This window comes from Hydrogenophaga sp. PBL-H3, from assembly GCF_010104355.1.
Lineage (GTDB): Bacteria > Pseudomonadota > Gammaproteobacteria > Burkholderiales > Burkholderiaceae_C > Hydrogenophaga.
Genome location: NZ_CP044972.1, coordinates 3951023 through 3965386 on the forward strand (window position 1 = coordinate 3951023; position 14364 = coordinate 3965386).

Below are 14364 nucleotides of genomic sequence, written 5' to 3' on the forward strand. Positions count from 1 at the left end.
GTTCGGACTGAGCCCATACCCGTTCGGGCTGAGCCTGTCGAAGCCCCGCCCACCAGCATCGCGCAAGCCCTTCGACAGGCTCAGGGCGAACGGACAAGGTGAGCTCAGGGCAAACGGGGGAAAGGACGTTCATCAAGCACGCGCCAGCACCGGCCCCAGCACGCGACCGGTGTGCGTGTCCAGCCGCACCACCTCGTCGGGCGGGGCTGCGGCCACGATGAGGCCACCGCCACCTCCGCCCTCGGGGCCGAGGTCGATGATCCAGTCGGCTTCGGCCATCACGTCCAGGTCGTGCTCGATCACCACCACGCTGTGGCCGCCGTCCACCAGGCGGTGCAGCACGCGAATGAGTTTTTCCACGTCGGCCATGTGCAGACCCACGGTGGGTTCGTCCAGCACATAGAGCGTGTGCGGCGGCTTCTGGCCGCGGCGCGTGATGTCGTCGCGCACCTTGCTGAGTTCGGTCACCAGCTTGATGCGCTGCGCCTCGCCGCCACTGAGCGTGGGGCTGGGCTGGCCCAGCGTGAGGTAGCCCAGGCCCACGTCTTTGAGCAGCTGCAGCGGGTGGCCGATGCTGGGCATGCTGGCGAAGAAGTCGACCGCTTCGTCCACCTCCATCTGCAGCACGTCGCCGATGCTCTTGCCCTTCCAGGTGACGGCCAGGGTTTCCGGGTTGAAGCGCGCACCATGGCAGACCTCGCAGGGCACCTTCACGTCCGGCAGGAAGCTCATCTCGATGGTGCGCATGCCCTGGCCTTCACAGCCCGGGCAGCGGCCTTCGCCGGTGTTGAAGCTGAAGCGGCCCGGGCCGTAGCCGCGCGCCTTGGCTTCGAGCGTGTCGGCGAACAGCTTGCGCACCGTGTCCCAGAAGCCGATGTAGGTGGCCGGGCAGCTGCGTGGCGTTTTGCCGATGGGTGTCTGGTCGACTTCGAGCACACGGTCCACGGACTCGAAGCCGCTCACGCTGGCGCAGCCGGACCACGCGGGGAACTGGCCTTGGTCCATGGCGTCGCGGCCGGCTTTGGTGCTGCGCTGGGCCACGGCGGCGGCCACGTTGGTCAGCAGCACGTCGCGTGCGAGGGTGGACTTGCCGGAGCCGGACACGCCGGTGATGACCACCAGGCGTTGCAGGGGGACGGCGGCATCGAGCTGGTTGAGGTTGTGGAGTTGGGCGCGGTGCACCTGCAGCCAATGACTGGCTTCCTCCCCCGCTGGGGGAGGGCTGGGGTGGGGGCTCGCCTGAGCCGCTGCATTCGGAGCGCCGGCCCCCATCCCTGCCTTCCCCCAGCGGGGGAAGGGGTCGAGCGGGGTCACCTCGCGCCGCGGCTGCAGTGGATGCTTCATCGCGTGCAGCAAATACCGGCCCGTCACCGACTCCGGGTTCGCCGACAGGTCGTCCACACTGCCCTGCGCCACCACACGCCCGCCGCGTTTGCCAGCACTCGGGCCGATGTCGATGATGTGGTCGGCGCGACGGATCGTGTCTTCGTCGTGCTCCACCACCACCAGCGTGTTGCCCATGTCGCCGAGCTTGTGCAGCGCGTTGAGCAATATCGCGTTGTCGCGTGCGTGCAGGCCGATGGTGGGCTCGTCGAGCACGTAGCACACGCCCTGCAGGTTGCTGCCGAGCTGCGCCGCGAGGCGGATGCGCTGCGCCTCGCCGCCGCTGAGCGTGGGCGCGCCCCGGTCCAGCGTGAGGTAGTTCAAGCCCACCTCTTCCAGAAACGCCAGGCGGCTTTCGATTTCGGGCAGCAGGTCGCGTGCGATGCCGGTTTCGCGCGTGGACATCACGGCCTCTTTCATGAGGCCTTGCACCCAACTCCGAACCTCGCGCACCGACAAGCGCGCCACGTCGGTGATGCCCACCGCGCTGAACTTCACCGCGCGGGCCTGGGCGTTCAGGCGGGTGCCTTCGCAACCCGGGCAGACCTCGTCCACCAGGTCTTCCACCTCGGGTTCGGCAAAGCTCTGTTCGCGCCCGCGTTCCCTGTCGTCGCGCACCGAATCGTCGAGCACGCTGCGCTGGTCGCGCGAGAGTTTGAGGCCCGTGCCCACGCAGTCGGGGCACCAGCCGTGTTTGCTGTTGTACGAGAACAGGCGTGGGTCGAGTTCGGGGTAGCTGGTGGCACACACCGGGCAGGCGCGCGTGGTGGAAAACACCTCCAGCCGACCCAGCTCGCGCGTCGAAGCACCCTCTTCCAGCGCCCGCGCCAGACCGTCGAGCGGGTGCAACACGTGCACCACGCCTTTGCCGATCTCCAGTGCCTTGGCGAGCTGGCTGCGCAGCTGGGCTTCCTGGTCAGCGTTCACCACGAAGTCGGCCACCGGCAGCTCGATGGTGTGTTCCTTGAAGCGGTCGATGCGCGGGAACCCGGTGGTGGGGAGGAACTCGCCATCGACGCGCAAATGAGTGTGGCCGCGCGGGCGCGCCCAGTCGGCCAGCTCGGTGTAGACGCCCTTGCGGTTGACCACCAGCGGCGCGAGCAGGCCGATGTGTTGGCCCGCGTAGCGCTTGAGGATGGAGGCTGCAATGCTGTCGGCGCTCTGCGGCATCACGGCCGCGCCATCGTGCACACAGTGCTGCGTGCCCAGCTTCACATAGAGCAGGCGCAGGAAGTGCCAGACCTCGGTGGTGGTGCCCACCGTGCTCTTGCGCCCGCCGCGCGAGAGTCTTTGCTCGATCGCCACCGTGGGCGGAATCCCGTAGACCGCGTCCACCTCGGGCCGGCCCGCGGGCTGCACGATGCTGCGCGCGTAGGCGTTCAGGCTCTCCAGGTAGCGGCGCTGGCCTTCGTTGAACAGGATGTCGAAGGCCAGCGTGGATTTGCCCGAGCCACTCACGCCGGAGATCACGTTGAACTTCCCGCGCGGGATGTTCACGCTCAGGTTCTTGAGGTTGTGCTCCTTGGCGTTGACGATGCGGATGGCGTGACCATGTTGGTCGCTGCGCCGGGCGGCTGCGGCCAGACCGCTGGACTGGCCCAGGTAGTCGGCCACGCGACCCTCGCGCACCGCGTGGACCTCGCCCATGGACAAGGCGTACTCGCGCAGCGCCTTGGCCGTGTGGCTGCTCGCGTGTTCGCGCACCTGCTCGGGCGCGCCTTCGGCCACCACCAGGCCACCCGCGTCACCACCTTCGGGGCCGAGGTCGATCAACCAGTCGGCCGAGCGGATCACGTCCAGGTTGTGTTCGATCACCACCAGCGAGTGGCCGGCGTCGAGCAGCTTGCGCAAACTGCGCATGAGCTTGGCGATGTCGTCGAAGTGCAGGCCGGTGGTGGGCTCGTCGAACAGGAACAGCGTGCCCTTGCGCGAGAGGGGTTGGCGGCTCGCGCTCGCGCTCTTGGAGGCCTCGGCCAGGAAGCCCGCAAGCTTGAGGCGCTGCGCCTCGCCGCCCGACAGCGTGGGGACAGGCTGGCCGAGCTTCACGTATTCGAGGCCCACGTCCACGATGGGCTGCAGCACGCGGATCACTTCGCGGTCGTTCGCGAACAACGCGGCGGCCTCGCTCACCGTGAGGTCGAGCACGTCGGCCACGTTGAGCGATCGATCGCCGCGTTCGATGCGCACCTCCAGGATTTCGGGCCGGTAACGCTTGCCGTCGCAGTCCGGGCAGCGCAGATACACGTCGCTCAGGAACTGCATCTCCACGTGCTCGAAGCCCGAGCCGCCGCAGGTGGGGCAGCGCCCGTCGCCGCTGTTGAAGCTGAACTTGGCGGGGGTGTAGCTGCGCTGGCGCGAGAGTGGCGCGTCGGCGAACAGCGCGCGGATCGCATCCCACGCGCCCACGTAGCTCACCGGGTTGGATCGCGCTGTCTTGCCGATGGGCGACTGGTCGACGAAGACCACCTCGCTCAGTTGCTCAGCGCCGAGCAGGCGGTCAAACGCGCCGGGCGTGTCGGTGGACTTGCCGAAGTGGCGCAGCAGCGCTGGGGCCAGCACGTCTTGAATCAGGCTGGACTTGCCCGAGCCGGAGACACCGGTGACGACCACCAGGCGCTGCAGCGGGAACTCGACCGACACGTCCTTCAGGTTGTGCTCGCGCGCACCTTCCAGGATCAGGCGCGGCGTGCTGTCGGTCACCGCGCGCTTGAAACCCATGCCGATGGTCTTGCGCGCGCCCAGGTAGGCGCCGGTGAGCGTGTCGGCGCTGCGGATCGACTCGGGCGTGCCGTCGAAGACGATCTGCCCGCCGCGCTCGCCCGGGCCTGGGCCCATGTCGATCAGGCGGTCGGCGGCCAGCATCACGGCCGGGTCGTGCTCGACCACCACCAGCGTGTTGCCCGCGTCGCGCAGGCGCAGCATCGCATCAACGATGCGCGCCATGTCGCGCGGGTGCAGGCCGATGCTGGGCTCGTCGAGCACGAACAAGGTGTTGACCAGCGAGGTGCCGAGCGCCGTGGTGAGGTTGATGCGCTGCACCTCGCCACCGGACAGCGTGCGGCTCTGGCGATCGAGGGTGAGGTAGCCGATGCCGACCTCGCAGAGGTAACGGATGCGGGTGTTGATTTCGTCAAGCAGGAGTTTGAGGGCCTGCGCCTGGCCGGCATTCGGCTCCTTCCCCCCTTGGGGGAAGGTTGGGATGGGGGCTTGTTGGCCAGCGGGGGAGGGAGCCAGAGAAGCGAAGAACGTGCGCAACCGGTCCAGCGGCAACAACATCAAATCGTGCAGACACAGCCCCGGCAAGGCCTCCACCTGCGCTCGGCTCCACTTCACGCCTTTCGGCAAATAGCGTTTCGCCACGGGCAGCACCGCATCCGCCTGCGCCTTCGTGCCCAGACGCCAGAGCAGGCTGTCGGTCTTGAGACGGGCGCCGCCGCAACTCGGGCATTCGGTGTAACTGCGGTACTTGGACAAGAGCACACGGATGTGCATCTTGTAGGCCTTGCTTTCCAGGTATTCGAAGAACCGGTCCACGCCGTACCAGTGCTGGTTCCACTTGCCGTTCCACTGCGGCGAGCCGGCCTTGACCCAGTGCTTCTGCTCGTCGGTGAGCTTGGCCCAGGGCGTGTCGCGCGGGATGCCCGCGGCCTCGGCGTGCCGCATCATGTCGTCCTGCGCCTCTTTCCAGGCCGGCGTCTGGAACACCTTGATCGCACCGGCGCGCAGCGTGAGCTTGTCGTTGGGAATCACCAGCCCGTAGTCCACCCCGATCACCCGCCCGAAGCCCCGGCAGGCCTCGCAAGCCCCCACCGCCGAGTTGAACGAAAACATCGACGGCGTGGGCTCGCTGTAGCGGATGTCGCTCTCGGGGCAATGCAGGCCGGTGCTGAACCTCCAGATCTCGGGCTCAGCCGCCGCACCCAATTGGGGGTCAGATTCCAATTTCAGGGCATAGACCATGAGCTTGCCACCGCCGCGCTTCAAGCCCACTTCGATGGCTTCCATCACGCGCGCGGGTTCGGTGGTGCCGATACGGAAGCGGTCGGCCACCACGTCAAGCACCTTGATGGCCTCCATGGGCGCGGCCTTGGCCTTGCCTTTGGTTTTGACTTTGTCATCCACAGCCGGTGCGGCGCGGTGCACGACGCGTTCGGCCTGCACGCGCGTGTAGCCGCTGGCCGAGAGCCACTGTTCGATTTCTTCGGGTGTGGTGCTGGCCGGCAACTCCACCGGGAAGGTGACGACGAGTCGCGGGTCACCTTGCGCTGCGGCGCGCGCACTCAACTCGGCATAAATCGACTCCGGTGAGTCGTGCCGCACTAGCGCCGCGGTGTCGCGGTCGAACAGCTCGGCGCCGCGCGCGAACAAAAGTTTGAGGTGGTCGTTGAGCTCGGTCATGGTGCCGACCGTGGAGCGCGAGCTGCGCACCGGGTTGGTCTGGTCGATCGCGATGGCCGGTGGCACGCCTTCCACCCGATCCACTGCAGGCTTGTCCATGCGGTCCAGAAACTGGCGCGCATAAGCGCTGAAGGTTTCCACATAGCGCCGCTGGCCCTCTGCAAAAAGGGTGTCGAACACCAGGCTCGACTTGCCCGATCCGCTGGGTCCGGTGACCACCGTGAGCTCACCGGTGCGGATGTCGAGATCGATGTTTTTCAGGTTGTGCTGGCGCGCGCCGCGGATGCGGATCAGCCCGGTGCCACCTTCCGTCGGTCGGTCGCGCCCCTCGTGGTCGGACGCGGGTTGAATCGCGGCCGCAGGCAGCTCGTCGGGCAAAAAGGCATCGGACATGCAGGGGCTCCAGAGGGGGACGCAAAGATTCTACGGAGCCGCGCGGCATACCCCCCGTCGTGTACGTCATACCCACAATTTCCCGCCTGGCCAGGCTGCCTAGACTCAGCCCACCTTCAGAGACACATCCCCATGAAAAATACCTTCACGCCCTGGCCCAAGAGCCTCGCCACCGTCGGCCTGGTCGGCCTCGTCCTGTTCACCGTGCCCGCCTGGGCCCAGCTGCGAATCGGCAATCCTTCGGGCATCACCGGTTCGGTGGCGGCCGGGGTCAAAGAGAACATCGACGGCGCCAGGCTTTACTTCGATGCGGTGAACGCGCGCGGCGGTGTCAACGGTCAGAAGATCGAACTGGTGTCGGTCGACGACCAGTTCGATCCCAAGGTCACGGTGGAGGTGTCGCGCCAGCTCATCACGCAACAGAAGGTGCTGGCCTTGTTCCTGAACCGCGGGACGCCGCACTCGCAAGCGCTGCTGCCCCTGCTGGCCGAATACAAGGTGCCACTGGTGGGACCGAGCACGGGCGCCATGGTGCTGCACGAACCGGTGAACCCCTGGGTCTTCAACGTGCGCGCCACCTACCAGCGCGAAGCCGCCAAGGCCATCGAACACCTGGCCAGCATCGGCATGACACGCATCGCGCTGCTGGAGACCGACGACTCGTTCGGCGCCGACTCGGCCGCCGGTGCGCTCAAGGGTTTCGCAACCGTGAAGCAGACGCCGGTACTGCAGGAGAAATTCCCGCGCGACAAGCCCGACTTCACCGAACTGGCCGACCGCGTCGCCAAGAGCAACGCCCAGGCGGTGATGGTCATCGGCTCGGCCGGCAACGCCGCCAACGGCATGAAGGCGATCCGCGCGGCGGGCTCGCGAGCCCAGCTGGTCACGCTGTCCAACAACGCCTCGGAGGGTTTCATCAAACTGCTCGGCGAACACGCACGCGGCGTGATCGTCACACAGGTGTTCCCCAACGAACGCTCGGTGGCCTACCCCTTGATCAAGGAAGCACAGAACCTGGCCAAGGCCAAGGGACTGGACGGTGTGTCACCGGCCATGATGGAAGGCTTTGCCGCCGCCAAGGTCGTCACCGAAGGCCTGCGGCGCGCCGGCCCCAACCCGACACCCGTGGCCTTGCGCGACGCGCTGGAAGGCCTGCGCAACCACGACATCGGCGGGCTGCAGATCAACTACAGCGCCACCGACCACACGGGGCTGGATTTTTCCGATCTGTCCATCGTGAACGCCGCCGGCAAGTTCATGCGCTAAACCATCCCCTACGACTTCACGATCAGCACGGGCATCTTGGCGTGGGTCAGCACCTTTTGCGCCACGCTGCCCAGAATGAGGGCCTTGACGCCTTGGCGCCCGTGTGAGCCCATCACGATCAGGTCGCAGCCCTCGGCCTCGGCGGTTTCGATGATCCCCTCGTACACCACGTTGCGCTCGATGGTGTCGCCCGAAAACGGCACCTCGTCGGCCGCGCAGGCCATGCGGGCGGCGTCCAGCGCCACGCCGGCGGCCGCCTTGGCTTCGGTCAGGTAGGCCTGCAGGCCGATGGCCGAGGCATCGCCGATGCCGATGTAGGGGAACGGATCGATCACATAGACGCCCACGATGTGCGCGCCCTGGCTTTTGGCCAGCTTGACGGCGGCGCGGGTGGCGAAGACACCGAGTTCGGAGCCGTCGGTGGGCAGCAGGATCTTCTTGAACATGGTTGCTCTCCTGAAGGGGGTGGATGAACCGGGCCGCGCGCGGCGGCACCCGTCCATCGTAGGAAAGCGCGGGCCCGCAGACCTTGCGTCAGATCAAACCCGGACCGATTCCTGCGTGGACACCGAGGGCCGCACGTCCACCGCACAGTACTTCAGTTCGGCGATCTTGCCCACCGGGTCCAGGGCCGGATTGGTGAGCAGGTTGGCCGCGGCTTCGGCGTAAGCGAACGGAATGAAGGCGGTGTCCAGCGGCATGGCATCGTCCAGCCGCACCGGCAACGCCACCTCACCTCGGCGCGAACGCACCTGCGCCAGCGCACCGGCCTTCAGACCCAGCCGCTGCGCGGTGGTGGTGTGCAGGCTCACCACCGGGCCGGGTTCGAGCGCATCCAGCACCTCGCTGCGCCGCGTCATGCTGCCGGTGTGCCAGTGCTCCAGCTGGCGTCCGGTGATGAGCACCATCGGGAACGCGGCATCGGGCACCTCGGCCGGCGGCGTGACGCTGGCACCCACCAGCGTGGCGCGCCCGCTGGCGGTGGGAAAACCGTCGGTGAACACCACCGGGTGGCCCGGGTCGCTCTCGCTGCTCACCGGGTAGGTCACCGCGCCTTCGCGCTGCAGCCGCGCCCACGACAGGCCGGCGATGCTGGGCATCATGGCGCGCATTTCTTCAAACACGGCGCCGATGCCGCCCAGCGCATCCGTGGCCGCAGTGCCGTCGGCAGCCACACCGTAACGCCAGTCCAGGCCGAGCCGGCGGGCCAGCTGCTCGGTGATCCACGCGTCGGCCATGGCTTCACCGGGTGCGCGCACGGCCTTGCGGCCGAGCTGCACGCAGCGGTCGGTGTTGGTCACGCTGCCGGTCTTCTCGGGCCAGGCCGTGGCGGGCAACACCACGTCGGCCAGGCTGGCGGTTTCGGTGAGAAAGATGTCCTGCACCACCAGGTGGTCCAGCCCGGCGAGCGCTTCGCGCGCGTGGGTGGCGTCGGGGTCGCTCATGGCCGGGTTCTCGCCCTGGATCAGCATGGCGCGGATCTCGCGGCGGTGCGCGGCGTCGATGATTTCCACCACGGTCAGGCCGGGCTCGCTGCCCAGTGTGCCGGGGGGCAGGTGCCACAGGTGCTCCGCCTTCTCGCGGGTGTGCGGATCGCTCACCTTCTGGTAATCGGGCAGCACCATGGGGATGAGCCCCGCGTCGCTCGCGCCTTGCACGTTGTTCTGCCCGCGCAGCGGATGCAGGCCGGTGCCGGGGCGACCGATCTGCCCGGTGATGAGCGAAAGCGCGATCAGGCAGCGCGCGTTGTCGGTGCCGTGCGTGTGCTGGCTGATGCCCATGCCCCAGAGGATCATGGCGTTCCTGGCCGTGGCGTAGGCGCGCGCCACCTCGCGCAGCGTGGTGGCGTCGATGCCGCAGACCGGCGCCATGGCTTCGGGCGAGAAGTCCACGAGGTGCGCTTTCAACTGCGCAAAGTCCAGCGTGTGAGCCTCGATGTAGGCCGGGTCGGTCAGCCCTTCGAACACGATGGTGTGCAGCAGCGCGTTGAGCAGGGCCACGTCGGTGCCCGACTTGAAGCCCAGGTGCCTCCAGCTGTGGCGAGCGAGCTCGGTGCGGCGCGGATCGGCCAGCACCAGCTTCATGCCGCGCTTGATCGCGTTCTTGATCCAGGTCGCGCCCACCGGGTGGTTCTGCGCCGGGTTGGCACCGATCAGCAGCACGAAGTCGGCGTGTTCCACATCGCGCAGCGGGTTGGTGACCACGGCCGAGCCCAGGCCTTCCATCAGCGCGGCCACGCTGGAGGCGTGGCACAGGCGCGTGCAGTGGTCGACGTTGTGGGTGGCAAAGGCTGTGCGGATCAGCTTCTGGAACAGGTAGGCCTCTTCGTTCGTGCCCTTGGCCGAACCGAAGCCGGCCACCGGGCCCTGGCGGCCGCGTGCAGGGGTGCTGGCCATGGCCTGTTTGAAACCGTTCGCGGCAACGTCGAGTGCTTCGTTCCAGCTGGCTTCGCGGAACAGTTCGCGCCAATCACGCCGCATCACCGACTGCGGATCTTTGGGCGCGTCGGCACGTCGGATCAGCGGGCGCGTGAGCCGCTCGGGGCTGTGCGCGTAGTCGAAACCGAAACGGCCCTTGACGCACAAGCGCCCTTCGTTGGCCGGGCCGTCGATACCTTCGACGTGTTCGATCTTGTCTTCGGAGACAAAGTAGGTGAGCTGGCAGCCCACACCGCAAAACGGGCAGACCGAATCCACCTGCCTTTGCGATGGTTGTGCGTACGCGCCATTGGCCGGCGCGATGGCGCCCGTGGGGCAGGCCTGCACGCATTCACCGCAGGCCACGCAGGTGCTCGCGCCCATGGGGTCGTTCTGGTCGAACACGATCTGCGCGTGGCCACCACGGAACGCCAGGCCCAGCACGTCGTTGCCTTGCGTTTCGCGGCAGGCGCGGATGCAGCGCGTGCACTGGATGCAGGCGTCGAGGTTGACAGACATGGCCGGGTGACTCAGGTCTTGCGCAGCGGCGGCCCGAGCCGGGAAACGCCCTGCCCTGGCACCCGCCAGCTCCGCCCAACGCGCCAGCTCGCTGTCGTGTTTGAGCGCAGCCGTGTCGGGCGCGTCCGACAACAACAATTCCAGCACCGTCTTCTGCGCAGCGCCCGCGCGCGGGCTGTCGGTGGTGACCACCATGCCCGGCGTGGGCGCGCGGCAGCACGAGGGTGCCAGCACCCGCTCGCCATCGATCTCCACCACGCAGGCCCGGCAGTTGCCCGGGCTGCGCAGGCCGTCCTTGTGGCACAGGTGCGGCACGGCCACGCCGGCGCGCTGCGCGACTTTGAGCAGGGTCTCGCCCGGCGCGGCTTCCACTGCGCGGCCATTGAGCGTGAAGGCGATCGGGGCGGCGTGGTCCGGCAAGTCGTTGGCCTTCATGCGCGCACCTCGTGAGAAAAGAACCGCAGCACACTGTCCACCGGGTTCGGTGCGGCCTGGCCCAGGCCGCAGATGCTGGCATCGCGCATCACCTGCGAGAGCTCGGCCAGCAATGCGGCGTCCCACACCGGCGCCTGGATCAGTTCCACCGCCTTGGTGGTGCCGGCGCGGCAGGGCGTGCACTGGCCGCACGATTCGTGTTCGAAAAAGCGCATGAGGTTGAGCGCCGCGTCGCGCGCCTTGTCGTGCTGGCCCAGCACCACCACCGCCATGGAGCCGACAAAGGCACCGTGCTCGGCCAGGGTGTCGAAGTCCAGCGGCACGTCGGCCAGCGCCGCCGGCAGGATGCCGCCCGAGGCGCCGCCCGGCAGGTAGGCGTACAGCGTGTGGCCCTCGGCCATGCCGCCGGCGTGTTCGTCAATGAGTTCGCGCAGCGTGATGCCGGCGGGCGCGAGGTACACACCCGGCTGCTTCACGCGGCCCGACACCGAAAAACGCCGCAGGCCGTTGCGCCCGGCGCGTCCGTGCGCAGTCAGCCACGCTGCGCCGTGCGCCAGGATCTCCGGCAACCACCACAGGGTTTCGGGGTTGTGCGCCAGCGTGGGCCGGCCGAACACACCGTGCAGCGCGACGATGGGGGGCTTGAGGCGCGGCAGGCCGCGCTTGCCTTCCACCGATTCGATCAGCGCCGACTCTTCGCCGCAGATGTAGGCGCCTGCGCCACGCCGGAGTTCGATGATGGGCGGCGTGTAGCCCGGGTACTGGACGGTCAGCGCTGGCAGCCGCATCGCCAGCGTGTCGAGTTCGCGCTGCAGCAGCACGCGAGCGTCGTGGTATTCGTCGCGCAGGTACAGCCACACGTGGTCGATGCCGACCACCTGCGCTGCGATCAACAGACCCTCCAAGACCTGCGGTGCACCGGCCTGCGCGCTGGTGAGCACGTGGCCGTCCTTGAAGGTGCCCACCTCGCCCTCGTCGATGTTGACCACCATGTGGCGCGGGCCGCTCTGCGCGCGCACCGTCTCCCACTTGCGCCAGGCCGGAAAGCCCGCGCCGCCCAGGCCACGCAGGTTGGAGGCCTTGAGTTCGGCCAGCACCTGCTCGGCGCCGAGTTCGCCGGAAAGCACGCGCTGCAACTGCTTCAGATCGGAGGCGTCGGGTACCGGCAGTTCGCGTGGGCCGGTGTCACCTCTGGCCAGCAAAGCCTGCACCGCATCCACGCTCGCATGCGGCAACTGCCGCTGGCCCACGCAGGCGGCCGGTGCACGGTGGCACTGGCCAATGCAGGGCGCAGCCTGCACGCGCACCGAAGCGTCGTGCGCCAGCGAGGCCTGCAGCTCGGCCATCAGGGTCTCGCTGCCTGCCAACGTGCACGAGAGACTGTTGCACACGCGCACCACGGTGGCGGGCACGGCCGCCTCGTCGTCCACGATCTCGAAGTGGTGGTAGAAGCTCGCAACCTCGAACACCTCGACCTGGCTGAGCCGCAGGTGTTCGGCCAGCGCTGCCAGCTGCCCGTGGCGCAAAGCCCCTTCCCCGTCCTGCAGCCGGTGCAGGTGCTCGATCAACAAGTCGGCGCGCGGCGCCAGGCCGGCGCACAAGGCCAGCACGCGCTCGCGCGCGGCGGGCTGCACTTGCCGGCCCTTGGGCGCATGGCGTGCGGCACCGCGCAGAGGCGTGCGGACAGGGGTGTCCACGGAGCGGATGGGGATCACGGTGTTCATGCCTTCAGCCTAGCACCGTGGGCGGGTTTTAATATGTTCTCCATTTCATAAATAGCCCCATGCTGAGCATCACCCTGCAACCCCAATGGCGCATCAGCCAGGACGACGGCTCCGCGCTCGACGCCAACACCTTGCTGCACCTGCTGGCGGCCGTGCAGGCCTCGGGCAGCATCTCGCAGGCGGGCCGCGAACTGGACTTGTCGTACCGCCACGCCTGGGGCTTGCTGCAGCAGGCGGAAGCGCTCTTTGGCCAGGCGCTGCTGGTGCGCGGGCGGGGCCGGGGCTCGGTGCTGACCGAGCTGGGGGAAAAGCTCATCTGGGCCGACGCTCGGATCGGCGCGCGGCTGCAACCGCTGCTGGATTCGCTGGCCTCGGAGCTGCAAGGCCAGCTCGGGCGCGTGCAACGCCGCCAGCGCGCGGTGCCGCGCCTGCACGCCAGCCACGGCTTTGCCGTGGCCGCGCTGTGCGAACAGCTCGCCGCGCGCCAGGTGCCGGTGGAGCTGCGTTACCGCAACAGCCTGGAGGCGGTGGCGGCGCTGGCACAGGGCGAGTGCGAGCTGGCAGGGTTTCACGTGCCGCTGGGCGAATTCGAAGCCGCGGCGGCCCAGCGCTACCTGCCCTGGCTCCAGCGCGATCAACACCAGCTGGTGCATCTCGCGGTGCGCACCCAGGGTCTGTTTGTGGCGGCCGGCAACCCACTGGGCATCCACGGCCTGGACGACCTCACCCGCCACGGGCTGCGCTTTGTCAACCGACCCGAAGGCTCGGGCACCCGGGTGCTGACCGATCTGCTGTTGCAGCGCCAGGGCATCGCGCCGCGCGCGGTGGCCGGCTTTGAAAACACCGAACTCACCCACGCGGCGGTGGCCGCCTATGTGGCCAGCGGCATGGCCGATGTGGGCATCGGTGTGCAGACCGCTGCGCACCGCTTCGGCCTGCATTTCATTCCCTTGCTCAAGGAGCGCTACTTCTTCGCCATGCCGGCCGATGCGATCCAGCGCGACGAATTGCGGCCGGTGCTCACCGTGCTGCGTTCACCGGCCTTTCGGGCGCGGGTGGCTGCGCTCAAGGGCTACGAGGCGGCCAACACGGGCGAGGTGCTGAGCGTGCGCGAGGCGTTCGCGGCGTGATCCGTCAGCGCCGGCGCACGCCCTCGGGCCGTTGCGCCGCAGCGTCCCAGCCACCGTCAAACCAGGCGTCGCCCTCCAGATGGGCGCGCAACATCGGCAACGCGTCAAAGCCCCAGAACACGCGGCCATCCACCACCACCGACGGCACGCCGAACAGACCGAGCGCCATGGCTTCGTCGGTGTTGGCGCGCAGCCGCTGTTTCACCACCTCGCCGTCGGGCGGGCTCCATGGCTTGCCGCGCTGGACCATGTGGTCCTGCAGGCGGGCTTGCAGCTCGGCCAGGCGCGCCGGGTCGGCGGCGTCCTGTCCGCCGTGCCACACGTGGTGGAAGAGTTGTTCGGTCACATACCGGCTGGTATCGCCGGGGGCATCGTCTGTGGCGCAAGCCAGGCCCAGGCGCAGCAAGGGCAGCGGATTGAAGGGATGGGCCGCGGGCAGCTCCAGCCGCACGCCATGGTGGTGGCCCAGCCACGCCACCTGGCGGTAGGTCCAGTCGCGCTTGGCGGGGATCTCTGCCGGGCCGAGCTGACCGTGAGCCTTGAGCAGCGCGGCAAACAGCACCGGCTTGTAGCGCACCGCCACGCTGTGGCCCATGAGCGCCAGGGGCAGGCACTCGAACGCAAGATGCGCATAAGGCGAGATGGGGTCGTAGTGGAACGTGATCTCGCGAAGTTCGGTGTTGGTCATGGTCTGGTGCT

Annotated in this window: 7 protein-coding genes; 2 read left to right on the forward strand and 5 right to left on the reverse strand. The window is 68.2% G+C overall.

Annotated features, from left to right (window positions below; translation table 11 throughout):
* Positions 1-132 precede the first annotated feature (132 nt).
* Positions 133-6174 carry an excinuclease ABC subunit UvrA gene (uvrA, locus tag F9Z44_RS18510; protein WP_159608174.1) on the reverse strand — a complete coding sequence of 2014 codons (6042 nt, stop codon included), beginning with the start codon at positions 6172-6174 and terminating at the stop codon, positions 133-135.
* Positions 6175-6306: 132 nt separating this feature from the next.
* On the opposite strand from uvrA, the gene F9Z44_RS18515 reads away from it, so the two are divergent.
* Entirely contained in the window at positions 6307-7440 is a 1134-nt protein-coding gene (locus F9Z44_RS18515) for an ABC transporter substrate-binding protein (protein ID WP_159608175.1), read from the forward strand.
* Positions 7441-7448: 8 nt separating this feature from the next.
* Here the strand turns inward: F9Z44_RS18515 and F9Z44_RS18520 are convergent, their stop codons facing one another.
* The 3 genes from F9Z44_RS18520 to F9Z44_RS18530 all read right to left on the reverse strand — a co-directional run bounded on the left by F9Z44_RS18520 (position 7449) and on the right by F9Z44_RS18530 (position 12535).
* Complete coding sequence (locus F9Z44_RS18520) at positions 7449-7886, reverse strand: universal stress protein (RefSeq protein WP_159608176.1); 438 nt, start codon at positions 7884-7886, stop codon at positions 7449-7451.
* Positions 7887-7979: 93 nt separating this feature from the next.
* Positions 7980-10811, reverse strand: a complete 2832-nt coding sequence (locus F9Z44_RS18525; RefSeq protein WP_159608177.1) for a molybdopterin-dependent oxidoreductase — start codon at positions 10809-10811, stop codon at positions 7980-7982.
* On the reverse strand, positions 10808-12535 hold the full coding sequence (locus F9Z44_RS18530) for an NADH-ubiquinone oxidoreductase-F iron-sulfur binding region domain-containing protein (RefSeq protein ID WP_159608178.1): 1728 nt from the start codon (positions 12533-12535) through the stop codon (positions 10808-10810). The genes F9Z44_RS18525 and F9Z44_RS18530 overlap by 4 nt, the downstream gene beginning before the upstream one ends.
* A 59-nt stretch (positions 12536-12594) precedes the next feature.
* Here F9Z44_RS18530 and F9Z44_RS18535 point away from each other — a divergent pair, with 59 nt between their 5' ends.
* The gene (locus F9Z44_RS18535) at positions 12595-13665 is read left to right on the forward strand and encodes a substrate-binding domain-containing protein (RefSeq protein ID WP_159608179.1); all 1071 of its coding nucleotides are present in this window, start codon (positions 12595-12597) and stop codon (positions 13663-13665) included.
* Between the two features lie 4 nt (positions 13666-13669).
* Here F9Z44_RS18535 and F9Z44_RS18540 read toward each other — a convergent pair whose 3' ends face one another.
* The gene (locus F9Z44_RS18540) at positions 13670-14353 is read right to left on the reverse strand and encodes a 2-hydroxychromene-2-carboxylate isomerase (protein ID WP_159608180.1); all 684 of its coding nucleotides are present in this window, start codon (positions 14351-14353) and stop codon (positions 13670-13672) included.
* Positions 14354-14364 lie beyond the last annotated feature (11 nt).